Source organism: Terriglobia bacterium, from assembly GCA_032252755.1.
In the GTDB taxonomy this organism is placed as follows: domain Bacteria; phylum Acidobacteriota; class Terriglobia; order Terriglobales; family Acidobacteriaceae; genus JAVUPY01.
This window is the reverse complement of record JAVUPY010000067.1, coordinates 1-24,025: the sequence shown is the minus strand read 5'-3', so window position 1 is coordinate 24,025 and position 24,025 is coordinate 1. Positions and strand designations below refer to the sequence as shown.

21 protein-coding genes and 1 tRNA gene are annotated in these 24,025 nt (G+C 57.9%); 10 read left to right on the top strand and 12 right to left on the bottom strand.

Features of this window, described 5'->3' with window-relative positions:
- Positions 1-887: 887 nt before the first annotated feature.
- Positions 888-1,445: a hypothetical protein gene (locus tag ROO76_16280; GenBank protein MDT8069720.1), complete on the bottom strand. Its 558-nt coding sequence runs from the start codon at positions 1,443-1,445 to the stop codon at positions 888-890.
- A 185-nt stretch (positions 1,446-1,630) separates the two neighbouring features.
- On the opposite strand from ROO76_16280, the gene chrA reads away from it, so the two are divergent.
- Complete coding sequence (chrA, locus tag ROO76_16275) at positions 1,631-2,845, top strand: chromate efflux transporter (protein MDT8069719.1); 1,215 nt, start codon at positions 1,631-1,633, stop codon at positions 2,843-2,845.
- Between the two features lie 57 nt (positions 2,846-2,902).
- Here chrA and ROO76_16270 read toward each other — a convergent pair whose 3' ends face one another.
- Complete coding sequence (locus ROO76_16270; GenBank protein MDT8069718.1) at positions 2,903-5,347, bottom strand: winged helix-turn-helix domain-containing protein; 2,445 nt, start codon at positions 5,345-5,347, stop codon at positions 2,903-2,905.
- A 182-nt stretch (positions 5,348-5,529) separates the two neighbouring features.
- On the opposite strand from ROO76_16270, the gene ROO76_16265 reads away from it, so the two are divergent.
- On the top strand, positions 5,530-6,084 hold the full coding sequence (locus tag ROO76_16265) for a hypothetical protein (protein ID MDT8069717.1): 555 nt from the start codon (positions 5,530-5,532) through the stop codon (positions 6,082-6,084).
- 129 nt (positions 6,085-6,213) lie between these two features.
- Here ROO76_16265 and ROO76_16260 read toward each other — a convergent pair whose 3' ends face one another.
- Both ROO76_16260 and ROO76_16255 read right to left on the bottom strand, forming a co-directional pair.
- Positions 6,214-7,407: a hypothetical protein gene (locus ROO76_16260; protein ID MDT8069716.1), complete on the bottom strand. Its 1,194-nt coding sequence runs from the start codon at positions 7,405-7,407 to the stop codon at positions 6,214-6,216.
- Positions 7,408-7,432: 25 nt separating this feature from the next.
- A complete protein-coding gene (locus tag ROO76_16255; protein ID MDT8069715.1) occupies positions 7,433-8,062 on the bottom strand; it encodes a hypothetical protein in 630 nt (209 codons plus the stop codon).
- Between the two features lie 575 nt (positions 8,063-8,637).
- Between ROO76_16255 and ROO76_16250 the strand changes: the two genes are divergently transcribed.
- Positions 8,638-10,080 carry a winged helix-turn-helix domain-containing protein gene (locus tag ROO76_16250; GenBank protein MDT8069714.1) on the top strand — a complete coding sequence of 481 codons (1,443 nt, stop codon included), beginning with the start codon at positions 8,638-8,640 and terminating at the stop codon, positions 10,078-10,080.
- A 48-nt stretch (positions 10,081-10,128) separates the two neighbouring features.
- Here ROO76_16250 and ROO76_16245 read toward each other — a convergent pair whose 3' ends face one another.
- The gene (locus ROO76_16245; GenBank protein MDT8069713.1) at positions 10,129-11,742 is read right to left on the bottom strand and encodes a DHA2 family efflux MFS transporter permease subunit; all 1,614 of its coding nucleotides are present in this window, start codon (positions 11,740-11,742) and stop codon (positions 10,129-10,131) included.
- 183 nt (positions 11,743-11,925) lie between these two features.
- Between ROO76_16245 and ROO76_16240 the strand changes: the two genes are divergently transcribed.
- On the top strand, positions 11,926-13,428 hold the full coding sequence (locus tag ROO76_16240; protein MDT8069712.1) for a rhomboid family intramembrane serine protease: 1,503 nt from the start codon (positions 11,926-11,928) through the stop codon (positions 13,426-13,428).
- 47 nt (positions 13,429-13,475) lie between these two features.
- Here the strand turns inward: ROO76_16240 and ROO76_16235 are convergent, their stop codons facing one another.
- From ROO76_16235 to ROO76_16205, 7 genes are all read right to left on the bottom strand, one after another.
- Positions 13,476-14,618: an SAM-dependent methyltransferase gene (locus ROO76_16235; protein ID MDT8069711.1), complete on the bottom strand. Its 1,143-nt coding sequence runs from the start codon at positions 14,616-14,618 to the stop codon at positions 13,476-13,478.
- Entirely contained in the window at positions 14,618-14,914 is a 297-nt protein-coding gene (locus tag ROO76_16230; GenBank protein ID MDT8069710.1) for a hypothetical protein, read from the bottom strand. Before ROO76_16230 ends, ROO76_16235 begins: the two co-directional genes overlap by 1 nt.
- A gap of 220 nt (positions 14,915-15,134) precedes the next feature.
- Positions 15,135-15,482: a histidine triad nucleotide-binding protein gene (locus ROO76_16225; protein ID MDT8069709.1), complete on the bottom strand. Its 348-nt coding sequence runs from the start codon at positions 15,480-15,482 to the stop codon at positions 15,135-15,137.
- Between the two features lie 153 nt (positions 15,483-15,635).
- Positions 15,636-16,142, bottom strand: coding sequence for an rRNA adenine N-6-methyltransferase family protein (locus tag ROO76_16220; protein ID MDT8069708.1), 507 nt, complete (start codon positions 16,140-16,142; stop codon positions 15,636-15,638).
- A gap of 196 nt (positions 16,143-16,338) precedes the next feature.
- Entirely contained in the window at positions 16,339-17,184 is an 846-nt protein-coding gene (locus ROO76_16215) for a halocarboxylic acid dehydrogenase DehI family protein (GenBank protein ID MDT8069707.1), read from the bottom strand.
- Positions 17,185-17,247: 63 nt separating this feature from the next.
- Entirely contained in the window at positions 17,248-18,027 is a 780-nt protein-coding gene (locus ROO76_16210; GenBank protein MDT8069706.1) for a hypothetical protein, read from the bottom strand.
- A gap of 782 nt (positions 18,028-18,809) precedes the next feature.
- Positions 18,810-18,884: transfer RNA gene (locus tag ROO76_16205), tRNA-Val, on the bottom strand.
- A 216-nt stretch (positions 18,885-19,100) separates the two neighbouring features.
- Between ROO76_16205 and ROO76_16200 the strand changes: the two genes are divergently transcribed.
- The 6 genes from ROO76_16200 to ROO76_16175 form a co-directional block, all read left to right on the top strand.
- A complete protein-coding gene (locus ROO76_16200; GenBank protein MDT8069705.1) occupies positions 19,101-19,778 on the top strand; it encodes a sigma-70 family RNA polymerase sigma factor in 678 nt (225 codons plus the stop codon).
- Between the two features lie 10 nt (positions 19,779-19,788).
- Positions 19,789-20,271 carry a hypothetical protein gene (locus ROO76_16195; GenBank protein MDT8069704.1) on the top strand — a complete coding sequence of 161 codons (483 nt, stop codon included), beginning with the start codon at positions 19,789-19,791 and terminating at the stop codon, positions 20,269-20,271.
- A gap of 12 nt (positions 20,272-20,283) precedes the next feature.
- Positions 20,284-20,940, top strand: a complete 657-nt coding sequence (locus ROO76_16190; protein MDT8069703.1) for a DUF3106 domain-containing protein — start codon at positions 20,284-20,286, stop codon at positions 20,938-20,940.
- Positions 20,941-21,088: 148 nt separating this feature from the next.
- Positions 21,089-21,484, top strand: coding sequence for a hypothetical protein (locus ROO76_16185; GenBank protein MDT8069702.1), 396 nt, complete (start codon positions 21,089-21,091; stop codon positions 21,482-21,484).
- 163 nt (positions 21,485-21,647) lie between these two features.
- Positions 21,648-21,848 (top strand): allantoinase, encoded by a 201-nt coding sequence (locus ROO76_16180; GenBank protein ID MDT8069701.1) that lies wholly within the window; start codon positions 21,648-21,650, stop codon positions 21,846-21,848.
- A gap of 99 nt (positions 21,849-21,947) precedes the next feature.
- Positions 21,948-24,025: SpoIIE family protein phosphatase (locus ROO76_16175; protein ID MDT8069700.1), on the top strand; the 2,078-nt coding region annotated here is incomplete at its 3' end.

Here is a 24,025-nt window from a genome sequence, read left to right as displayed (position 1 = left end):
CTGCAACAGTTACGGAAATTTCCCTGCTACCCGCCTTAAAAGAAAGAACTTAAATCTAAAAATCTAAACATGTCGTTCATCTTCAGGATCTTACGCGGAAAAAATGGCGATTTCGGTGTGTGTTATCGGACATTGAAGGAGTTGCCAGGCACAAGATTCAAGGTGCAAGACATCTCGCAGTCCGCCATCCGCAATCCCCCGTTCTCAGTTCGCGGTTAAACAGAAATGGCGCGAGTCCGAAGGACAACTGGCCGACGGAATCGCGCCCTGCTGGGCAAGCATAATGCGACACCACGGCTTGGAGCAGTGCGAATGCAGAAGTCGCGCGGAATTGAGATCCGTTGAGGTTCAGACTCAAAATTCGCATAGCCCACCTATTCATCACTGACTTGAACAAACCCGATTGCCCGCAGGACCGGGATAGGCAGCGGGAGTAGTCACCTTATAAGCAGTCGATGTCACGTCAAAAGGGTAGAGATCCCCTTGACTGGTCCGTTTCGAGGGAGGAACGTAACAGAATTCATAACTATTCGCAAAATCGTCCTCGATGTCGCGGGCAATTGAATCGCTCTGTGTCTTTGAGGTAACTTCGAAGGCCATCCCGCCAGTGCCCACCGCGGCTTTCGCGAGGACTGCGTAGGTTCTACTGTTTGCGGTATCGCTGCGCGCGATGTGCAGCATGATGGCACGCGGTTATTCCCACTCATCTGTCTGGTTGCTGCGCCCGTGATGACAGACAATAAGGTTCCGCAGAACAGATAGGGGTTTAACTGCAAGCCAAAGTCAAACTGCCCTGCCCTTTCGCGCTGAACTGCGTTGGGAGAAGGGTGGGGAGGGATTCGTTGGTAATCACCCACACAACGGGATATGAGCCACGCCTCCGTTCCTCATTTGCGAACTTCTCCCGAGTCACCGGTCCGGTGATCTTCGATCTGGAAGCGAAGAAACTCATGAATCGCTTTCAACGCTTCGGAGTTTTTTGTACTAATTAGAACTTTTCCGCCGGTCTTCGTCTCCAGGTATTTGTAACTGATCTCTCCCTTCAGCCGTTGCATGGTAGGAACGCCGGGAGGAACACGGCTGTGAGTCATCTCGGGAGCGGAGAAGTCGCCGCCCTTGAACGCTTTCGATATTTGCTGGAGGTGGGCCCTGATCTGGCCGCGGCTGACCGCGTCATTGGGATCGTTCGCCTGCACTTCGATGAAGCCACCTGCTGGTGTCAATCCGAAATGGTGAGTGGTCTTCATATGGCTGAAGCCCATTGCCATGTCGCCGTGCTTGTTCACATCCTCGTAGTGCTTTCCATCCTGCATGCCGGACATGGAGTGTTCATGCTCATGTTGCTGCGGCTGCGACGAACTGACTTGCGCTGCTACGCGCCCACAGGTCGCGAATACAAGAACCGGGATCAACGCCGCAATAGGCAAAGCACGCTTGCTAAACATGCAATGCTCCTTTCAACGGAACATTTTAGTCCTGTGAGCCGGGTGATGGGCCGGTAGCCGATTCGATGCGTGATGTGTGTCACATCAAGGGAAATGGAAAGATCCTAGCCTGTGTTCGTCGACGGAAACACCGCCCGATTCCGGGCGCACAACACGCCGAAAGGCCACGATAGGCGAGGGCAAAATTGGCGACGGTCAACAGCAACACGGCACTAGGGAAGGCGCCTGCGACGCCTGCGGCTGTTGCACCGCCGTCGTTAGCTGCGTTGTTTACGGCATTCCTGACTCTCGGACTGACCGCCTTTGGCGGTCCCGCGATGGTGGCCTACATCCGGGAACTGGCCGTCGACAAGAAGCGGTGGGTGGACGAGGAGTCGTTCGAAAGCGGGGTTGCGCTCTGCCAGGCGATTCCAGGCGCGACCGCGATGCAAAGTGCCGGGTACGTCGGTTTGCGGGTGCGCGGCGTGGCCGGTGCAGTCGCCACCTTCATTGGCTTCGGAGTGCCAGCGTTTGTGTTGATGATGTCGCTGTCGGCGCTCTACGGGCGTACGCACGAACTGCCCGTTATGTTATCCGCGTTCAGCGGACTGCGTGCGATCATCGTGGCCCTGGTCGCCAACGCAACGGTCACGTTCGGCCGAACCTCGCTGAAGCGCACGTCTCATGTCTTCATCGCTGCGATGGCGGCAGTTCTCTTCTTTGCCGAAGTAAGTCCCTTCCTGGTGATCGTGCTGGCTGGGCTGCTGGCCCTGGCCCTCTTCCGCGTTAGCCCAGGGCAGCCTGGTGCCGAGTTCGCGTGCCGCCCGATCGCGCCCACGACAAAAGCTGTTGCTGTTTTACTTGCGGCGGCGACGCTCGCGTTCCTAGGGCTCTGGATCTTCGAACGGCGACTTTTTAATGTCGCGGCGCTGATGTTTCGCATTGATCTGTTTGCTTTCGGCGGCGGCTTCTCGTCGATACCGCTTCTGTTCCACGAAGTGGTTGATGTCCGCCATTGGATTGACTCGAGCACGTTGCTGAATGGAATCGTACTCGGCCAAATCACCCCTGGTCCCATTGTGATCACGGCGACATTCGTTGGCTATCTTTTCGCCGGAGTTGCGGGCGGCGTGGCGGGGACCGTCGGAATTTTTCTGCCTTCGTTTCTCATGCTCGTGGCGGTAGCACCACATTTCGACCGCTTGCGCAGCTCGCCGCGATTCAACCACGTCATCGGCGGCATCCTGTGTTCGTTCGTTGGGCTGCTGCTGACCGTTACCGTTCGTTTTACACACAGCGTCCCCTGGGACTGGACGCACGTGCTGCTTGCGGTCGCCGCGTTCATCGCGCTGCGCTACCGCGTGAATGTTCTCTGGACCGTGCTAGTCGGCACGGGGCTCTCGATTGTTTTGTGCCGATGATGGACCCGTCAAGAGGGCAAACCCGGCTTCAGCTTCGCTAACACCTAAGAAGCGAATTCACTGCGAATCCGCATATCCACTTTGAGTTCCGAGCGCCAGGGCGACGCTTCGCTGCAATTTCAGTGTGCGGCCAAGCCCGTACATGTTCGACAATTCCTCATTCGTAAGCGATTTCTGCACTTGTGCCATGTAGCCTGCCCGGAAGCGGCGCTCGGCGGGCTCGATATTGTAGTTCATGGATTCGCGCAGGCGATCGGCAGCGCCAGCGAGAGTAGCCGCAAAGTCGGCGGCGCCCTCTTCGATTGCGAGTGCCGCGAAGCCGTCCAGCGCATACGAGATGGTGATGGTATCTCCGACAATGCTTCCGCCAGGAGTTACGCACATCCCAAGGCTCTCAACGAAGTGGGCTCGCGCAGAAGCGTAGTCACCCAGACCATATTCCGCGGCGGCCAAATTTGTGAGGATGTTAGATACGCCGTATGTGTTACCGAGACGACGGCAAATCTGCAGTGCCTCCTCGTATAACGGGCAGGCAAATTTGTCGTCACCTGTCGCGCGGGCCAGGTCGGCTTGCAGGTTGATTGACCTCGCAACTCCGAACTCGTCGTCCGCTTCGCGCGCCGCCGTGAGCGCTTGTTGGGCAAATACCAGTGCGCTGGAATGGTCGCCTTGCTCCATGGAAAGTCCGCCCAATCCACGGCAGAATAGAGAAACTTGGGATAGGTCCCCGATTGTGCGCCCTTCCGACAGGCCCTGCTCGTACATGGCACGCGCGAATCCGTAGTCTCCCTGGAACTTTGCGATATTCCCGGCGGTGCTCAACAGCTTGCAGCGAACCGCGCGCGGGACGCTCTCAGCGGCGCTCAGTATCTCAGTGAGTACGTTCAATGCCTCGGTCAGGTAGCCGCGGAAGAGCCAGAAATACCGGATGGCGGCAGCGATGCGCGCAGCGGTTTCGATTTCGTTAACAACAGACCAACTGAGCGCCGCCCGTATATTGTCGCATTCAAGGTCGAGGCGATGCAGCCAGGGGGCAGGTTGCGCGCCCTGCAAATGTGGCTCGGCTTCTTCGGCAACGGACATGAAACAGGCGGCATGGGCCTTGCGGACCGACCGGCCCTCGCAACTGCTTTCCAGACGCTCGAACGCAAATTCCCGAACCACCTCGAGCATGTAAAGGCGCGGCGCGGCTGCCCCGGTTTCGCGGACGGCGAGCAGGCTCTGGTTGACCAGTGAAGTAGTGCGTTCAATCACGTCCTTGTCCTGCAGCACGTTTTCGGCGGCTTCGACGGTAAAGCCGCCCGCAAAAACCGAGAGCGATCGAAAGAGTCGCTGCTCATCCTGGTTCAGCAGATCATAGCTCCATTCAATGGCGGCACTCATCGTTTGCTGGCGGCCCGGAATGTCACGCAAACCGCCGCTCAGCAGCTTCAGTCGATGATCAAGTCGGGAAAGAATGGACTGTGGCGAGAGCAGCTTGATACGCGCGGCAGCAAGTTCAATTGCAAGAGGTAAGCCCTCGACCCTCGCGCAGATCTGGGCCACGGTCGGGGCATTCTCACGTGTCAGCTCGAAGGTTGGCCGCACGGCTTTTGCGCGTTCCGCGAAGAGACGTACCGCTCCATAACGCGAAAGTTCGGTGAACGTGCATTCTTCAGGAGCATCCGGCGTGACGAGCGGCGGAACGATGTATTCATGTTCATCCCGCAACCGGAGGAGCGCACGGCTGGTAACGACGATCTTCAAGTTGGCAGCGACTGCGAGCAACTCGGCAATGCCATTAGCAGCGGGGAGAACTTGCTCGAAGTTGTCGAGGACAAGCAAGAGCTTTCGCGGGATGAGGTACTCCTTCAACGCGTCCGGGTTCGGCTCGGCACTCCTGATCCCCAGCACCTGCTCGATTGTGAAGGACACCAGTTCAGGCCGCCGAATATCGGTCAAGTCGACGAAGAACACACCGTCTACGAATTCTGGCCGCAACACCCCGGCAACGGCTTTGGCCAAGCTGGTCTTTCCGACTCCGCCGACACCGAGCAGAGTAAGAAGCCGGACATCGGGCCGTCGCAGTTCTGCGCAGATGTCTTTGATCTCACCCTCGCGGCCCAGAATGCATGCGGGTTGCGGGTGCATGGGGTTGGCCAAATGCGGCACCGAGTTGGGCGTTCCAGACGAAACCGCTGCGATGAACCGATAGCCTTTGCCGGATACCGTCTGGATAAAGCGAGGTCGCGAGGTATCGTCCCGAAGCGCCTGACGGATTCTGCTGATAGCGCTATTGATACTGTTGTCAGAATCGACGAAGACGTTCTTACCCCATATCCTTTCGACGATTTCTTCGCGCGTAACCAATTGTCCCCGGCGCTCAACCAGCAGTAATAACAACTCCATCGCGTTCGGTTTCAATCGGAGCGGAGTTCCGCGCGAGCGCAGTTCGTAGGCAGGAATATTCAGCTCGAACTCGTCGCCAAAGTGGAAGGAACCGGACAGGCATGGCTTCGGCAAAGCGACTCACCCCGAGAGCGGTCAGCATTCTACAACGGAGTCAAAACGGGCGACAACTCGCTACCCTGCAATCACTTGCACGAAAAGGAAAAAATAAGAATCGGGCAAGTTCGCGACTATGGCAGAAACGCGAGAACCGCAGCACCATCTCCGAGATGAAAACTCTCGAGAAGGAGCCCGAAATGAGAAGACAGTTCGCCGAGAATACCTACGAATTCACCACCAATTTCTGCCTGATGCTGTTAGCCGTGGTTTTGCTGCTGCCCCTGGCTGGCTTGGCACAAGAGCATGGCCCGACCTCTACTTTAGTCCAGCAGGTCCGCCAGGCGACCCGACAGTTCATCGACGTGAATGCAGCCACCGCAGCCGGATATGGGCCGTTCCTGGGCTGCGTCAGCGGCCCTGACCATGGTGCCATGGGAGTCCACTACGTTAACGGCACACTCGTGGCCGACGGCGAAGTTGATGTCGCGCACCCGGAAGCCCTGATTTACGAACCCTCCCAGGGAAAGATGCGCCTGGTCGGAGTGGAGTTCATCGTGGACGCCGCGACTTACCTGGCGAACCACAGCAACACTCCTCCAGTACTCGACGGACAAACGTTTAATCTCATTGGGATTCCCAATCGCTACGGCATTCCAGCCCCGTTTTTCGAATTGCACGTGTGGGCGTGGCGCGACAATCCCCAAGGCGCGTTTGTTGACTGGAATAACCGGGTGACCTGCGAGGGCCAGTAGCGTCTGCAATCACGGGCTAGGCGCGGACTAGAGGCGCGCTGTAAGTCAGATTGCAAACAATAGCCCCATATCTGCGAAAACCCGCAGATGTGGGGCACCGTCGTCGAAAGCCGGGTTTGAACCAACGATTCAGTGGATTACGGTAACGGAATTTCCGTAGCTGGGAGTAGCGGGTAACTGGTCTGCAAAAAAGGACACGGGCTGCCAGTTACCGTTTTGACTCGCGTCGCCATTAATCTGGATCGTGACATGATTGTTCATGCTGAATTGGGCAGTTGAATCCGGCACCGACCGGGCACCGATCCCCGCGATGTCCCAAAGGTCGTTCTGGAGGGTGCGGCAACCCCAGAGTTGGACGTTGACGGTATTGTTGCTTCCGCCGCCGGTGGTCGGAGAAGTATTATCCGTGCCAAGCGCAATGAACCCACCATGATCGAAATCTGTTTCACCATTGTTTCCGATCCACTGATCCCCGTGTGCCTCGAAATTGATGGTGTTGCCATCGGCCCGAGTGTTGTTTGAACTTAATCCGCCCACAAGGATCGTGCCGGCGCCATTGCCGTAAAATCGGTTGCCAGCCGAGAAGACATTGATCGTTGAGGCGACTGCCCGGTTATTGACGACGAGGCGGCCTTGCTTCTGTCCCCAGGACACGTTGCCGGACATCCGGACGTTGACCGTGCTGCCATGCGCTCCTTGGAAGTTCCCCATCCGGATGCCTTCGGAAAGATTGAAGTCGTTGTCGAAGAAGTAGCAGTCGTTGATGTCGGCTTCTATGGTTTGGCCCGAGGTTTGAGTGCCGAAGTTCAATATGTTCATGCCGCGCGTCGACCCGCTTGAGGCGACGTGAGCAACCCGGATGTAAGCCGTTCCGGGATCGAGCGGCTGAAGACCCGAGTCGATATTGGCCTGTGCAAAACGGGCGTTTCGAACCGTGAGCCACTCGAGTGCATTATGGCCGAGCCCCAGTCGGACGGCGGCATTCGGGCCGGTATTCACACCGTTCACGATCTGCGGGAATGAACTCGCGGGAAGATTGTACGCATCGATCGTCACAGCGCTTCTGTCGCCCACGACGCCCATCAGCGTCATATCGGGCTGCAACTCGATGCGGCCGCCCTTCGGACGCGCCGCGCCATTGCCATCCGTGTCCGAGAGCATGTAAGTTCCGGGCGAAAGCACGAGTGTCGCACCGGCGTTAGCGGGATTGTTGACGGCACTGTAAAGATCTTCGACGTTCGAGATCTGAACCACTTGAGCCTGCGCGCCCAGACTCGTTGCGAACAAGATCAACAATAAAAAACTCAAACTGATTTTTCTCATCTTCCTCTCTCCTGAGAAGGTTTTCTTACTGTCTTTGCATGACTCCTTGGTAGCCAGCGGTGCAATCGTCGGCAGCGTAGTAGTCATAGAGCGTTATCTGCTGCCCTGTCGGATCCACTTTCCCCGTCAAGGCCTCGAGACCAGTTCCCGAGTTCGAGTAAAGCTGGACGTAATTGCCGATTGCTGACGCTGCCAATGTGAAGGTTGCCGGGCATGTGTCGCCGGACATGGTCAGAGTCCCGGTGACCTGGAAATATCCGCTGACCGAATCTGCGAGTTTCGCCTGCGTCAAATCGGCCGTTATGGGGACCGTAATGGCTCCCAGGGAGAGCGATCCGACGTAATGCCCGTCCAGTGCGCTCACTTTCGCTGCCGTTATCGTGCCGCTGTACCCATCTGCGCACCCGCCGGTTATTTGGTATGTGCCGTCAGCCATCGAGAGCCTGTCCTCCGACAGAGTCGCGTCAATAATCAAGGTCTTACCTTCGCCGGCAACGGCGGATGTGACGAGGTGAATCTTGTTGCTTGAGTCCACCGAGCCACTTATCTGAATTGTGTCGTCGAATAAAAAGCAGGAGCCGACGATTGTATCGAGTGCTATATGCACGGTTCCGCTAACCGTCGAGCCTTGAAATCCAAGTGAGCCTTCAATCATCCTCGGTGGGGTAGAAGTGGCGGATTCTGGGATGAAATGCCAGCTTTCGTCGGCGGCAACAGATTGCGTGGTTGGCGGCGGCGATCCACCCCCAGGATTACCGGAGGGCAAAGGCCTGGCGGCAGTTCCCCCGCCGCAACTGATGCTCACCAGCAAAGCACCAAGGCAAACTAGCGATACGCACATCCTCATACATCCCCCCAAGAAAGGTGAAGTGCAGCGTGCCTCCTCAGCTACATCGCACGAGGCCACACCTTCGCCTCAGCGCAATGAGCAAGGGCCCGACGCAAGTAACACGCGGCAAGCAAAAAGGAACTCGACCGTCTACTTCGGCATACAGGCCTCTGAACTAAGCCCGCCGCCGTCAGCCCCTTGAGCCACTTGTTTATCTTCTGGTAACCCAGTCTGCCGAATGCCACGTCTTGCCGTAGAATCAAGGCCTTTTTTCGGCACTTGCATTCCGGTGGGGCAATCGGCGATATTGCCAATCCTCAAGTGGGGAGATAGCAGGTGCGGGTCGGACAAGTATTTCGAAAAAGTTCCTAAATTTCTTCAAGTATCGGAAAACCGGGTATATGCGCTCGTATTGCTTCGGAGACTTCATCCTTGACGTGGAGGAGCGGCGACTCCTGCGTGAAGGAGAAGTGGTACGCCTGACTCCCAAGGTGTTCGATACGCTGGCTTACCTGGTGGAACACCATGGTCACCTGGCCGGAAAAGACGAACTGATGGAAGCGGTATGGAACGATTCTTTTGTAGAAGAGGGGAACCTGCCGCGAACGATTCATATCCTGCGCCGGGCACTTGGGGAACACGATAACGACGCCAAGTACATAGAAACCGTGCCGACGAAAGGGTATCGTTTCGTCGCCGAGGTCAAGTTTCTCGACGGGAGCGTCGAGCCGACGCCCGAAACCTCGACAATCGTCCAGCCTTTATTACCAAAAGCCGAGCGTCATGAACTACCCTCCCGCCGCCGCATGGCACTTGTGGCCGCCGGCAGCCTGCTGGTCCTCGCTCTGGTGGCCCTCACCGGTTCTGGCTGGCGCAATGGAACCCCGGGATTTCAAAGGTTTCTGCCGCAGACAACGAGCGGGGCGGCGTATATGAAATACCAGGCTGGGCGCCTCTACATGGAACGCCAATATGGCGGTGATTACCAATTGGCGTTGATGAATTTTGATACAGCAACGAAGTTGGACCCGGATTTCGCGGCCGCTTACGCCGGGAAAGCCGACGCCGAAATCTTTCTGTTCTGGGATAGTGGTTCGCACGACGACATCGCCAAGGCTCGCCTTGCCGTAAGCAGGGCCCTCGAACTCGATCCCAGCAATTCATACGCGCACACGGTCCTGTGTCGCATTCGTGCGACTTATGACTGGGACTTTGCCGGGGCCGAAAAAGAATGCCGCCGCGCTGTTGAACTGGACCCGGCCAATCACGAGGCGAGGAGGGAACTGGCGTTCGTATTGAATTCCGTTGGCCGGCCAGATGATGCCTTGAAGGAGATGGAAACGGCCATCGCGCTTGCGCCTACCTCCTTCAACAAGCGGTCACGAGGATTGCTTCTTTATTATGACCGGCGTTTTGACGAAGCCATCGCGCAACTGGTGCAGGTGGAGGCCACCGACCCGGAATACTCGGAGAGCAACCGGTGGATCGCACGGTGCTTCGAGCAGAAGAAAGATTATGGCCAGGCGCTCGAGTTTCTCATCAGGTACCGCCAATCCGCCGGTGCCGGTTCTGTGGAAGTCGCATCGCTCCTGAATGCATTCTCCAACGATGGCTGGCCGGGAGTTCTTCGCGTCTCGCTGCAAAAGAATCCAGCCATCCCGACTTTGGAAACCGCCGGGACCTTCGCGCAACTGGGTGAGACGGACAAGGCATTTGAGATTCTGGACAGGATGATCCGTGACCGCCGCGTGATGATCGTGCATATGGAGAGCGATCCGCGGCTTGATCCACTGCGGAGCGATCCGCGATTCGAGCAATTGGCCAAACGTGTAGGATTGCGGTGACGAACTGCTTGATGTTTATTGATTGACCAGGGTTAATGCGCGCGGGACCTATGCGACCTCGACCGGAATCTCGGCACCTTTGCGCGTTTGCCTTGTGTGCCCGTTCCTTCTCTCGATTTCTCTTTGCACCTGGTGATCCGGCCTGCGCAGGATGAGCAACACTGGTACCGCGCAGAGGAACATGACCGCCATGATCCAGAACGCCTCGACGAATGAAAGCATCGCGGCCTGCCGTTGCAGCATGCCGTGGAGGGCGCCGAGGGCGCGTTGTCCGGCGCTGTAAGGGTCGGCACCATGAGCGCGGAACCACGCTTTGAGGCCTTCGAACGCCTGCTGAGTTCCGATATTCCCCGCGCTCAGGTTTTCGCCGAGCCGGACATAGTGGAACTGGTTGCGGCGAGTGAGGAAGGTCGTCATCACCGCTATGCCAAAGCTGCCGCCGATATTGCGCATCAGGTTGAAGATGCTGGTCGCATTGCCCATCTTTTCCTTCGGGATGCGCGACATGCTGAGCGCCATAAGCGGAATGAACATGCAACTCATCGCCAATCCCTGGATAATCTGCGGCCAAAAGATGTCCCAATAACCCGCGTTCAGGTTGAGGTGCGACAGGTCAAACATCGTGAGCGCACCGAGGATGAATCCGACGGCGAGAATCTTTCGCGGATCGACTTTTGATGTGAGTACTCCGACAATGGGCGTCGCCAACAGGCTGCCGACTCCTCGCGGCGACAGCGCCTTCCCTGCCTCGTAGGCCGGGTATCCGAGCAGGGTCTGCAGATAAATTGGCAGCAGCACAAGGCTGGCGTAGAGGATGAAGCCCACAATGGAGATGAGGAAGACTCCGGCGGCGAAGGTCGTGTCCTTAAGAGCCCGCAGATCGACAATCGGATGGTCGATCCATAGCTCGCGAATAATCAGCAGGACGAGCCCCGTCACACAGAGGATCGCGTAGAAGCGAATGAAATCCGAGCCAAACCAGTCCTTGCGCTCGCCGGTATCGAGCACGATCTGGAGCGAGCCGAGGCCAACGGCGAGAAATCCCATGCCCCACAAATCCACCCCGCCCTTCTGCGGCCTGATGTAGGGCGGATCCCAGACGAACTTCAGCATGAGGAAGAACGACAGCAGCCCGACCGGCGCGTTGAGATAAAAGATCCAGCGCCAACTGTAGTTGTCGGTGATGTAGCCGCCGAGCATCGGGCCCATGATGGGCGCAAAGATGATCCCGATGCCGTAGGCCGCCATGGCGACACCGTGCTTCTCCTTGGGGAAGCTCTCCAGCATGATGGCCTGCGCCAACGGCTGCATTCCGCCACCGGTCAGTCCCTGCAATACGCGGAAAATGATGAGCCACTCCAGGCTCGTCGAGACCGCGCAGAGTACCGAAGTAACCGTGAACCCGGTAACGCAGGCGATGATCAGCCGCCGGCGTCCGAAGCGGTTCGCCAGCCAGCCTGACATCGGGAGGATGGTGGCGTTGGAAACGAGATAAGAGGTGACGACCCAAGTGCCCTCTTCGACCGTTGAGCCCATGCTTCCGGCAATGTGCTGGATGGAGACGTTGACGACAGTGGTGTCGAGGATTTCCATGAAGGTCGCCAGCATCACCGACATGGTGACGACCCACGGATTCACGTGCTTGGGCCGGTGCAGTTCCACAGTAGTGGGGTTCGAACTCTAAACGGGAAATCCTAGCCACTGGAGACCCCGCCAATCTGTGACCTGCGACACCTCGCCCTGCCCACATGCCCCGACGTTACTAAAGGCCCGACACCCTCTCCATCTGTCACATTTCTCAGGGTCTTTCTAGAATCTGTTGATCTGCGCTCAGGAGCACCACGGATGCTGATCCCGATTAAGCACGAGAATATGTCGGCGCGACGGTGGCCGATCGTGACGTTCGCGCTCATCGCGATCAATGTCGTTGTATTCCTGTTCACCTACGGACCGATCGAGCGACAGTCGAAGCAGTTCTCGCAGGTCCGGATGCGTATCCTTACGCTTGCCGCGAGACACCCTGATCTGGATATCCCGGAATCCGTCAAACCATTCGTTGATCACATTCGGGAGAAGTATCCGGACGAATTCGCCAAACTCAAGCAACCCACGCTGCAGGTGGCCGATGATCCGGATGCGCGCCTCCATCAAATGCATGAGACCGCGCAATCGCAGGAGGAGATGAACTCGCTCGCCGGCGAGTACGAAACGTTGAACAACAACTCCATCCTGACAAAGTACGGGTACGTACCGGCGCACCCGACGGCGATCTCCTATATCACGGCGAACTTCCTGCACGGTGGATGGCTGCACATCATCGGCAATCTGTGGTTCCTTTGGCTGGCCGGATTTGTGCTTGAAGATACTTGGGGTCGGTGGATCTATTCGGCGTTCTATTTCATCGCCGGTGCGGTCGCGCTACAGTTTTTTGCGTGGACTAATCCCGGAAGCACGGTGCCGCTGGTCGGAGCATCTGGCGCAGTCGCGGCGCTGATGGGTGCCTTCCTCGTGCGATTCCCAAAGATGAAGATCGAAATGTACTGGCTGATTACGTTCAAGGGAGTCAAGTTCAAAGCGCCTGCCTACACTCTGCTGCCGCTATGGTTGCTGATGGAAGTCTTTTACGGGGCACTCTTCGGCTCGGGAAGTACTGTCGCGCACTGGGCGCACGTTGGCGGATTTGCCTTTGGGGCCGTCGCTGCTATGGGACTGAAGTTTTCCGGGCTCGAGCACCTGGCAAACCAGGCCATCGAAGAGCAGGTCGGCTGGACGGCGGATCCGGCGATCACCACGGCGACAGAACAGATGGAGCACAACCAGTTCGACGAAGCGGTCGCGACGCTGCAGGGCTTCCTCGCCACGCAACCGAACTCGGTCGAAGCGCATGCGCTGTTGCAGCAGATCTACTGGCGGCGGCAGGAGCTTCCGCAATATCACGAGGTCACGGCGAAGCTCTGCGCGCTACATCTCAAAGCTCGCGAATACGATCTCGCGTGGCAGAACTACGAGGACTTCCTCAACTCCGGCGGCCAGAATATGCCGGTCGCCACGTGGCTCGACCTTGGCCGCGCCGCCGAAGAACGGCAGGAATACGAGCGCGCACTGAGCGAATATGAAACCCTGATCGCGGCTCACCCTAAGGAGCGCCAGTCGCTTATGGCGCAGATCGCCGCAGGGAAAGTCTGCGTCCAGCGCCTGAACCGACCTCAGGACGCACTGAAGTTCTTCGAGGCCGCAAAGGCCTCACCAATTCCGCACCTGGATTGGGAAATGAATATCGAGGCCGGAATTCGGGACGCCAAGAAGGTGATGAGGGCGGGAAGTGCGGTGGGTGGCGGCGCACATTAGGGCGGAAGGTCGCTTTACGATAACCAATCCAGAGTGGCCGAACTCGATCACCGCGCGAACTTCAGTCCATGCAGCGCACGCGCCGTATCGGACGGCACGCCTCGCCCCAGTACCAGCACATCGAAGACTTCGCCGATCCCCACCGGCGTGACCAGGTGCTTCAGTTGAAGCGCGACCTTGGCGCGCTCCTGCGGTAGCACGTTGTCTTCGAAGGCGTCAGCGAACTCGTTCGCCTCGCCGATGCCGATGAGGAATTGCGACTGTTTCACGAGCGCCAGCGAATCCAGCCCGCACTGTTTCGCGGCCGCTTCCAGCGCGGTGAAATTCACGTGCGTGGTGATGTCCTGGTCCCCCGGAGCCTCGTATGGATCGCCGCCCGCCTGGTGCTGCCGGTAGGTCATCAACGTGTCTAGATGCCGCCCAGCCTGTTGCTCCTCGCGCGTGTAACCGTAGTCGATGAAGACGCCGAAGCCGCGTCGGTTCTCGAAGAGTGTCGCGACACGGCGAATGTGCTCCATCGACAGAAGGTTGACTTCCACCCGGCCATCCTCTTCCGGGCGAACGCTGTAGTTGTCCAAGTAGTCGAGCAGTTCGGGACGCGCGGGAACCGTCCGCTCGACGAATTTGCCGGTGTCGTCGGCATCCACGCGAACCTCGCCCGCCGCGGTCACGATGTCCACCGGCAAGGCGTCGAAGAACTCGTTGCCAAAGGCGATCACCACGTGTCCCAGTTTCGGCTCGACCTCTTCCACCAGTGCGTGCACGGTCGCGTGCCCGGAGGCGACGTATTTGCTCAACCGCTCCTGCAACTTATCGCGAAGCCACTCCGAGGTTTCGACCAGCCGGTAGTGCAGCGCCGTCGAAAATTCTGGAAACTTCTTTGCCGCCCAGTCCAGAACGTCCAGGGCCAGCAACCCGCGCCCCGGCCCCATCTCGACCAGGTCGATCTGCTTCGGCGAGCCCAGCACGCGCCACATCTCTTCAAACTGACGGCAGAGCAACCGGCCGAAGACAGCGTGAACATCGGACGACGTGTAGAAGTCGCCGGCCTTGCCGAATTGCTCGCGCGGCCGCGCATAATATCCCATACCGGTTTCGTACAGGCACATCTGCATGTAGCGCGAGAACGGGATCGGCCCTTCCCGGCGGATGACTTCGACGATGCGATCACGAAGCGGATTTGCGCTCATTAGCTTTGGGAGACGCCCTCCGAGTCCATTCGGGTCTGAGGCGTGCGTCGAAACATTTCGATGAAGTAATCGTGCAAACAGTCGTACAGCTGCCGCTGAAATTGCCACGAGAACTGCGGCGATTCAAGGTCCCGCGGATGCAACTCAAACGTATAGGTGTGCACCGGCACCGGCGGATCCTTGAAGTTGATCAGTACCTCGACGCGATCACCCTTCTGCCGCGCCTCGAATGCCAACAGCGGATGATCGTACAGCGCAAGCTGCTCGCGAACGCGATCGAGGGGCGAAGCGGTCATGGGTTGATTGTAAACGTCCGAACGGGTTCTTAATGTGACAACTGAGTCGTCGCTCCGCTAGTCGGGGATTCTCATCGTAACTTTCCACGCGCTAAAGGGCGCGGCTAACATTGGTGCCGCCCGCTCCTCGGGCTGAAGTGGAGTCGAGGCTGTTGATGCCCACGTCTGCCCACTGCGGCAGACGTGAGGCACGGATCGGACTGTTACCTTGCCACAAGCTTTATCCGGGCGGCCACTTCAAATCGCGCCCGCCGAGAAGGTGCAGGTGTATGTGAAAGACGGATTGCCCTGATCTCGGGCCGACGTTGTAAACCGTGCGATACCCATCCTCGATTCCGCGCTCGCGCCCGATCTTCGCCGCGACCAACTGGCAGTATCCGAGTATCTCGGCATCTTCCGGCGCGGCGGTATTGAGACCCACGATGTGCTCTTTGGGAATGATCAGCACGTGCGTGGGCGCCTTCGGATTGATGTCCTCGAAAACGTAGACCCGCTCGTCTTCGTAAACCTTTCGGGACGGAACCCTCCCGGCAATGATCTTGCAGAAGAGGCAATTCGGATCGGTCACATTCGTTCCTCGTTCTTCGTTAAAGACTGAAAAGGATACATGAAGCAGCACATTGGGAAACAGCCCGGATTTAACGGACCCACATCTGAGAAAAGCGCGCAGATGTGGGGCGCCCCCGCTTTTCACGGAGAACCAGGAACGAGGAACGAAGAACTATCTGCAGTACCACACGCGCGCGGGCGGAAAGTTGCGGGCCTCGAACTCGTCCTCGACGTGGTCAAAGCAGGCGCGCAACTCGCGCTCAATGGTACGCATGAATTGATAAACAATTACCTGGCCGTCGGCGCCAGTCATGTCCCGCGATTCGCGCAGGATGCGCCGACGCAGGACAGTCGGAATGGTGGTGTAAGGAATACCGGAGATGATGTAATCCGCGTTGGCGATTTCCAACTCTAAAAGTATGTTGCGCACGTTTGCGGCCGACCCGTGCACCACCGTCACCCGCGGATCGTGAAGGCGCTGCCGCAGCAGGAATACGAACTCCTCGTTCATCTCCACAAGAACCAGGCGTCCGTTCGGGTGGAGCTTCGACAGGAGATGCTGGCTCACGTTGCCCACGCCCGGTCCGTACTCGACTACCACCCGGGCTCTATCCCAGTTGATCCGATCCGAGATCCGCTGAATCAGAAACCGCGAACTCGGAATAACCGAACCAAGCATTCGCGGATGCTGGATGAAATTTTTGGCAAATAACAGTAAGGGATTCTGCGGCACTACTCGCGTCAGTGACAAATTTCCACCTCGGGAAACGCCCTAAGTACGATGCGTACGACCCTTGTTCGGGAGTAGCCGACAAAAAGCGCAGCAGCCCCGAGTGTCAACTCTGCCCGGCTTAACGCAGGAAACTGAAACTTCTTTATGCCGCTTGCCCTCTTGGCATGACAAATGACCGCCGCCAAACCCAAGTCAGCAGCGCCAGCGAGGGAAGTTGTCGGGCGAACGTATCCACGGCGGCCTCGATGCCGCGCCACTGCTCCGGAGCGATCGTCTTCGCCAGTTCGCGATGATCTCGCACGGGCAGTCCCGAGGTCAACCCAATTGACCTGCGCGCAATTTCATCTTTCACACGGAGAAAGTCCGGTTGCGCCATCACTCGCTTCGCATCCTGCCAAACCGCGGCGAGATAACCCGGGAAAGGAGTCAGCACGCGGAATTGATCCATCACAATTGGCGAGCCGGTAGTCCGCTTGATGTCGTTGTAGATTAGCCAGGTGCGCAGTCCGGCTTCTTTCTCCCCGGGGATGTGCAAACTGATGAGGCGGGACAAGGCAGGTGCCTGGCGTCCGTTCGTGATCCGTCCGCGCTGTCCTCCGGAAAACCCGCGCTGAAGCAGTCGCGTGAACAGGATCATCCTTGGCATTCCTCGCGCGAACACGCCAACCACTCCGGCAAGGACGGGCATGTCCGCCGTCGATACCTTCTGGCCTGCGAGGAGTTTCTCCTGTTCACCCAATCGCCACGCGCCTGAGATCGCGCGCGAACGGATGAATTCTTCCATCGCGTTGGTTGAGGCAGTGAACTCGCGGCTCTTCGCTACCGGCCCGAGGTCTTTCCATGCCAGGCGAAAATACTCCGGGCACCCGGCAAGGACTTTGAAAAGACTGGGAATGTATGGCAGGTCGAATGCCGCTTTTATCTCGCCATAGATCTGAGCGGCTTCCGGGGAAACTTCGGATTCTTCGTACAGGCGGTCTAACGGCATGGAACCCTCATCTGTTTTGGACGGGGTTCCTGACCCTTTTCGTTGGCTGAGAAACTGTTTGAGCTACTGGACCGCTTCTTCGGGTTCGTCGCTGGCGGCGTGGCGTCGCAGAATCTGCGGCAGGTTCGCCGAAAAAGCCGAGCGTGGCAGCACCATGTCGCAACCTGCATCTTGCGCCTTCATTTTCAGGTCGCCCTGAACATGCGACACGAATCCGATGATGTTGGTGTCCTTCTTTAGCTTCGCTTTCAGCTTTGGAATCAGCGTCAGCGGCTTGATGGCCAAATTGTTCAGATCGACGATGATCAGCGAGGGCTTCTCGCCGGTCTCTTCCACCGCGCCCAGAACATCCTTATCAGTCTTGACGAAATCGACCTTGAGGTTCAGTTTGCGGGCGGTTTCGTTGATCTTGGCCAGAAAGAAAAGGTCGTCGATGTAGGCGAAAATCCGGGGCGTGTTCTGCCCATTGCCGGGTAACGGCTCCGGGTCCGGCTGGAAGAACTGGCGACCCTGCTGGAAAGAAGGACGTCCGTTTCCATTGCCGTTGCCGTTCTGCAGCGCTGCACGATAGCTGTGATCCATCGGTGCGCTGTAGAGGTGGGCATCCGGCGTTTTGGAGTTCATCGGTCCGGTGCGCTGCCCACGCTGTTTCTGCCGGTGAGGACGCCCCCCGTGATGGCGATTCTGTCCGCCACCCTGGGCCTGCTGCCCCCCCTGCCATTGTCCTTGTTGGCCCTGCCCGCCCGGCTGTCCGCCATGCTGGCCCGGCCCTCGACGCCCACGGCGCCGTCTGCGGCCTCTCCCGCCGGATTCCCCGGCAGGACGGTTCGGTCCACTATTCATATTTCAGTTACTCTTTTTCTTTGTGTTGCTTTGGATTACTGCTCCGGAACTCTTCCGGCATAGCCAGCCGCCGGATTTCCCCAAAACACCGAGCTATAGGGCTAAGCCTCTACGGAGCGATTCCGTCTGTAATGACTTGCGCGTCTTGAACTTTTGGCAAGTTGCGCTGCGATGCTCCCAAGCACCGCCTGAAGGATACTGCATCGTATCCGTCTACTAGCCTCAACGCAAGCTGAAACCGAAGGAACTTTTCCACCGATCGACGCTGGGCAATCCCGCTCGTACTAGCACCCACGCTGGATGGGGACTGTCCCTATGATGCTGGGCCACAGGATGGCGGCTCAGAAAATCGACGCCTTCGGGTGCCGGTGCCGAATAAATTGCTCCCCGAACCCGAACCGGCAAATTCTTCAACCTGCCTTCTCGAGCGTCAATGCTTGACTCATCCATTCTACAACAACTTGGGGCGCGCAAAGCCACGGCAAGAAATCACTCAGCATCTAAGGTCAGTAAGAGCTTTTCTTCCAAAGGTAAGGACATTACCGCTATGGGAATGGGTACTGGTGGGTCCGGTAAGGTCCTGGAAAGATGTCGCGACCGCTATCGATGATGCGCACGGCGCGGAGGTGAACGAGGTCGGGCTGATTACGAGCAAGGTCCAAAGCAGCCAGGGGCCTTTAGAAGGCCGGGTTCGCGCCGACCACGATGTACTTCGGACAACGACCGTGTCCTGCGCTTGGAATCAACCAGAGGTTGCCAGCTGGACCGTCAGATCTGTGAGATGGTGGGCGCTATAGGATTCGAACCTATGACTTCCACCGTGTGAAGATGGCACTCTACCGCTGAGTTAAGCGCCCTGAACTCCATCTCATTGTAGCAAACGCAAAGTGGCCGGCCAACGTACCCCACCTGTGGATTCCCCCAACCCCAACTCCTCAGGCATAATAGTGGACTTGGCGTTGTAACTTTGGTAATACCCCATGGATTTCGAGCGGGACCGCAGCCCGGAAAACGCTGATTCGGAAGGCTCTGAGAACGCGCAACTTTCGGCGGGCCATAGGGTTCGATCCGGTATGAGCAGTTTCGCCTATGACGGTGTGCTGCCCATGGGGTCGCCGGGTGCGGCCGGGGCCGAAGGGGCTGGGAGTAGCTTGTCCTTCGACTGTACCGCTCCACTCAGCGGCTTGAGCGATGCCGAAGTCATGCTGCGCGTGAAAGCCGGCGACGACGGCGCGTTCAATTACCTGGTGGATAAATTCCGCCGGCCGATGATCAGCTTCATGTACCGCATGACGCATAACTCGGCAACGGCGGAAGATTTGGCGCAGGAAGTCTTTCTTCGGGTGTATCGTTCTCGTGCCGGATACACAGCCGACGCCAAGTTCACAACCTGGTTGTACCGGATCGCCACGAATCTTGCAGTAAACCACGCGCGCGATACCCGGCACGAGCGGCCCGAAGTAACGGTCAACATCGACGAAAGCGATGAAGAGACCGGCTTGACTGTGGATGTGCCCGATACGTCGATGAATGCCGAACAGGGTATTCTTCGCCGCGAACGGCTCGCCGCCATCCGCAAGCACGTCGAAGCACTTCCGGAGCGGCAACGGTTAGCGGTTCTGATGCACAAGTATCAGAACATGGATTACAAGCAGATCGCAGAGGTCTTGCACCTGAGCGAATCTGCAACTAAATCGCTTCTGTTCCGCGCTTATGAAACTCTGCGCGAGAAATTGAAGGATTTTGTTTAATGAGGCGGGTATGAGCTGCAACGAACTTCGCGATCAATTGGTGGATGTAGCCTGCGGGACACAGGCTTCGGCAGAAGTGTCGAAGCATGTCGAAAGCTGTGCGGCCTGCGCCACTACCCTCAGCGAGCTGCGCAAGACCATGGCACTGCTCGATGAATGGCAGGTGCCGGAGTCGACGCCGTATTTCGACGTTCGCCTGCAGGCGCGTCTGCGCGAAGAACAACAGAAAGCACACGCGAGTTGGCTCGATTGGTTCCGTAAGCCGGTGCTTGGCGCCGCTGCCGCACTTCTGATCGCCGCCGCCGTTGGTCTCATGCAGACCCACGATGCCGGAAACGTGGTACAGAAGGGTGTGCAGCCGCAGTATGTTGCCGGAACCGCCGCCGGCGATCTGCAATTCCTCGACAAGAATTCAGATGTATTGCAGGATTTTGACGCCCTGGACTCGTTGGACACTGCTGCTAATGTCGACAACGGTCCCACGGCAAACTAGCGGGATAAGGCGATGCGCGGGCCAAGATTCATTTTCGTGTTGGTGCTCGTAGTTGGTTTGAGCTTTCCGGTGCTGGCACAGCGCCACAGGAATAATGCGCCTCCGCCGCCCGCGCCCAAGCAGGACCAGCGCAGCTTCCACTCGTCGCAGCAAAACCAGCAGCAACAGTCCAATGACAATGGCGCCCGAAATTTCAACGGTGGTGGGAATTTCCGCGGCCCCGGCCCGCACATAGGCGACTGGCTGCGTCGTCACGAGAACCTCCCGCCTGCCGACCAGCAGAAGCAGTTAGAAAACGACCCCAACTTCCGGAAGCTTCCGCAGCAGCGCCAGGAAGAGTTGCGCCAGCGATTGGAGAAGTTCAACAATCTTCCTCCGGATCAGAAGCAGCGCGTGCTCAGACGCATGGACATGCTCGAGCACATGACTCCGGCGCAGCGCCAGGAAACACGGCAGCTTTTCCAGCAATTCCGCCAATTGGATCCTGCGCGGAAAGAACTGGTTCGCGGCGAGATTCGTAGAATCCGCACGCTTCCAGCCGAAGACCGTCAGCGCACCTACAACTCCGACCAGTTCCGCAGCAGCTTCACCCCCGATGAGCAGAACATCATTCGCGGCATGGGCGAGATGCCGCAACCGAGCGCCCCCGGTGCCCAGGAACCCCGCTAGGCGCAATCAGGTATGGCACTAGTCAGAATCTGATCCGCATCCTGTCGATTCATCCGACTCTCGGATTTTCTGTTGCTTATTAAGTTCATTGTCCAAGAATCCGATTGAATCTTGTGGTTCGATCAACCTAGTATCGGAAACGGTTCTTATGGTCGATATCGTTTTCGAAACTACCCGCTTCAATCTCACTGAACCGCAGGAGGGCCGTTTCGGTCAAGACGTCCTCGACTGGCTAAGTCCGAAAGTTGAGCTTCACGGTGCACAGTCGGGCAGGAAATATCCGCAGTCGTGGGGATGGGAGATGGAAGTGCGCCACGGAGGAACTACTTACCTCGTAGGCGCCAGCGGGACAGGTCGCGAAAACGCTGCCTCCCCAAACGAAGGCATTTGGCGCGTCACCGTCACCAAGCGGCGCTCCATCCTCGAACGCGCCCTCGGTAAGAACCGTATGTCGAAAACTGACCCTCTGCTCTGGATGATCGAGAGTGCCCTTAACGCCGAGGCCGACATCTCGAACGTCCGCCGTGAAGTTTCCGCCGCCTAGAACAGTTCTTCCTTCGTCGCTCTTTGTTCCTCGTTGCTTGTGATCGGAGATCTGTTTAGTCGCTGTTTTGTTATTCGGTTCACCCGATCTTCTGTTTTTCGGTTGCTTCCCGGTTCCCCCGATATTCGGTTCTTCGGTTCTTGTTCGGTTCTACAATGTCTTCATGGCCAATTTAATGCTGGTTTACGGAATGCGCCTGCTCCCTTCCGATGAAATTTCTGAGGTCGGCGAAGCCATCCTCAAGTTGAAAAATGGACGTGAGGCTCGCGTTACCATGCATGTCCTCGAGGGTGGCAAAGAGGAGATCGAGTCGCAATTGCGCCAGAGCGTCGACGCCTTCTTCAGCTTCTATCCTGAAATCTGATTCTCTGATTCGCGGAAACCTTCTGTGCCGTTTCCTCGTAACACTATTCAGCGGCTGCATTCGCCTCGGGGTGTAAGGCTATAATCGACAGGATTCGGAATGGACTTCTTTACCAAACTGCAGGTCCGAACCGGCTGGAAACCGCCCAAGAGCGTTCTCGCTCGACTGGCGGCGCTGCTGGCTGCAATCACCATTCCGCTTTACATCCTGGGCGCGATCTTTTCATCCCTAAATCGCAGCCGCTGGTATCCGCCGACACTCAGCTTCCTGCTCTGGTTCTTGTCCATTGTCTTATTGCTGCTCGGCTACCGCTGGCTGCGCCGCAACCTGATGTGGCGTTTGCGCAATCGCCTCGTCGTCACTTACATCTTCATCGGCGTCATTCCCATCCTGCTGCTGCTCGCGATGGGCGCCATTACCGGCTATCTCTTCGCGGGACAGTTCGCAACCTACGTTGCAACTGAGGACATTTCAGAGGAGTTGCAGCGCCTGGAAGCCGGAAACGCGATGCTCGCGACCGAGATCGCCGCGCGAACACAGGACACGCGCATCACCGCCGCTGAGGTGGTACAAGCGGCGCATGAGCGCCTGCGCGCGGAATTCCCCGGCCGAGTGATCACTGTCTGGATGGGCAAAAAGTCCTTCGTCGTTCCGGCGGAACCGAACTCGGCTCCGCTGGAAATTCCGGAATATGCGCGCAAGCCGTTCTTCCGCTCGCTCGTTCTCGGTGACGACAATCGCATCTACCTGCGCGCCGTGAACACGGTCGACGGTCGCAACGGAGTTCCGGTCTCGGTAGTCACAAGCGTTCCAATGAGCGCGCAATTGCTGAGCCAGATCGTCAAGGACTCGGGCGTCGTTACCGTTCAACCTCCCGATATCGTCCAGGACAATTCGGCTCCGCAGCCTGCAACGACAACGCCCGGACCAAAGAAAGAGGGCGGAGTGCAGTTCCGCTTCGGCGGACAGAAGGACAGCTCGGTCGTTACGCTGCAAGGCGGGACATTTGGCGACGGTCGTGTTACTGCGGGAACAGTTGCGCCGAAGAGGAACTGGCTCGACAAGGAGCTTACGTTTGGAACCGCCCTGCAACTGAGGATCTGGCGGACTGGCGACGTGAAACCGGGACTCCTCGTCGTACAGACACGGCCTTCGACGCTCTACCAACGGCTGTTCCGGACACTCGGCGACTTCTCCGGCATCATTCTCTCGGCGCTCATCGCAATCGCAATCCTGTTCGCGCTGATTGAACTCGTCGCCCTGTTCATCGGCGTGCGGCTGACGCGAACCATGACCGCTTCGGTGGCGAACCTCTATGATGCGACCCAGCACATCGAGACTGGACAACTCGCGCATCGCATCCAGGTTACGCGGGAGGACCAGCTTGCAGCACTCGAGCGCTCGTTCAACTCCATGACCGAGTCCCTGCAGAGGCTCATTGTCGAGCAGAAGGAGAAACAGCGGATCGAGAGCGAATTGGCAATCGCGCAGGAAGTCCAGTCGCTGCTCTTCCCGCGCGACATCAGCTCGCTCGAAGGACTGGAGGTTCACGGCATCTGTCGCCCGGCGCGAACCGTGAGCGGAGACTATTACGACTTCCTTCCGGTCGGTCCGCATCAGCTTGGGCTCGCGGTGGGAGACATTTCCGGCAAGGGAATCTCCGCGGCGCTGCTGATGGCGACCGTTCATGCGTTCGTTCGCGCTTACACGCTGGTGGAATCGGTCCCGGCGTTGCAGGCGGTTGGCGCCGGAAATGGTGATGGCGAGAACGCGCTGATCCGCATGTCAGATCGGGGGAGCGCGACTGAGCTTCCGCCGGGAACGCTGCTGGCGATGCTGAATCATCAGCTCTATCGAAGCACTCCGAGCGAGAAGTACGCGACGATGTTTCTTGGCTTCTACGATACGCACACGCGACAACTGAAGTATTCCAACGCTGGTCACCTTCCTCCGCTGATCATCGGGCAAGACGGAAGCGTGCGACAGCTCGACACTGGTGGCCTTGTCGTTGGTCTGTTCGGCGATGTGACTTACGCCGACGATTCGGTGGAGATGAATCCGGGCGACATCCTGGTCGCTTATTCTGACGGAATCACCGAACCCGAGAACGAGTTCGGCGAGTTCGGCGAAGAGCGCCTGATCGCGCTCGTCCATGAGAATCGCAACCTCTCGCTCGA

What these genes read in the sequence shown, in the direction of transcription:
- ROO76_16185 (MDT8069702.1), top strand. Translation starts at nt 21,089, where the DNA reads ATGGTCGATATCGTTTTCGAAACTACCCGCTTCAATCTCACTGAACCG.
- ROO76_16195 (MDT8069704.1), top strand. Translation starts at nt 19,789, where the DNA reads ATGAGCTGCAACGAACTTCGCGATCAATTGGTGGATGTAGCCTGCGGG.
- ROO76_16235 (MDT8069711.1), bottom strand. Translation starts at nt 14,618, where the DNA reads ATGAGCGCAAATCCGCTTCGTGATCGCATCGTCGAAGTCATCCGCCGG.
- ROO76_16210 (MDT8069706.1), bottom strand. Translation starts at nt 18,027, where the DNA reads ATGAATAGTGGACCGAACCGTCCTGCCGGGGAATCCGGCGGGAGAGGC.
- ROO76_16250 (MDT8069714.1), top strand. Translation starts at nt 8,638, where the DNA reads ATGCGCTCGTATTGCTTCGGAGACTTCATCCTTGACGTGGAGGAGCGG.
- ROO76_16260 (MDT8069716.1), bottom strand. Translation starts at nt 7,407, where the DNA reads ATGAGAAAAATCAGTTTGAGTTTTTTATTGTTGATCTTGTTCGCAACG.
- ROO76_16240 (MDT8069712.1), top strand. Translation starts at nt 11,926, where the DNA reads ATGCTGATCCCGATTAAGCACGAGAATATGTCGGCGCGACGGTGGCCG.
- ROO76_16215 (MDT8069707.1), bottom strand. Translation starts at nt 17,184, where the DNA reads ATGCCGTTAGACCGCCTGTACGAAGAATCCGAAGTTTCCCCGGAAGCC.
- ROO76_16230 (MDT8069710.1), bottom strand. Translation starts at nt 14,914, where the DNA reads ATGACCGCTTCGCCCCTCGATCGCGTTCGCGAGCAGCTTGCGCTGTAC.
- ROO76_16265 (MDT8069717.1), top strand. Translation starts at nt 5,530, where the DNA reads ATGAGAAGACAGTTCGCCGAGAATACCTACGAATTCACCACCAATTTC.
- ROO76_16180 (MDT8069701.1), top strand. Translation starts at nt 21,648, where the DNA reads ATGGCCAATTTAATGCTGGTTTACGGAATGCGCCTGCTCCCTTCCGAT.
- ROO76_16220 (MDT8069708.1), bottom strand. Translation starts at nt 16,142, where the DNA reads ATGCTTGGTTCGGTTATTCCGAGTTCGCGGTTTCTGATTCAGCGGATC.
- ROO76_16200 (MDT8069705.1), top strand. Translation starts at nt 19,101, where the DNA reads ATGAGCAGTTTCGCCTATGACGGTGTGCTGCCCATGGGGTCGCCGGGT.
- ROO76_16255 (MDT8069715.1), bottom strand. Translation starts at nt 8,062, where the DNA reads ATGATTGAAGGCTCACTTGGATTTCAAGGCTCGACGGTTAGCGGAACC.
- ROO76_16190 (MDT8069703.1), top strand. Translation starts at nt 20,284, where the DNA reads ATGCGCGGGCCAAGATTCATTTTCGTGTTGGTGCTCGTAGTTGGTTTG.
- ROO76_16280 (MDT8069720.1), bottom strand. Translation starts at nt 1,445, where the DNA reads ATGTTTAGCAAGCGTGCTTTGCCTATTGCGGCGTTGATCCCGGTTCTT.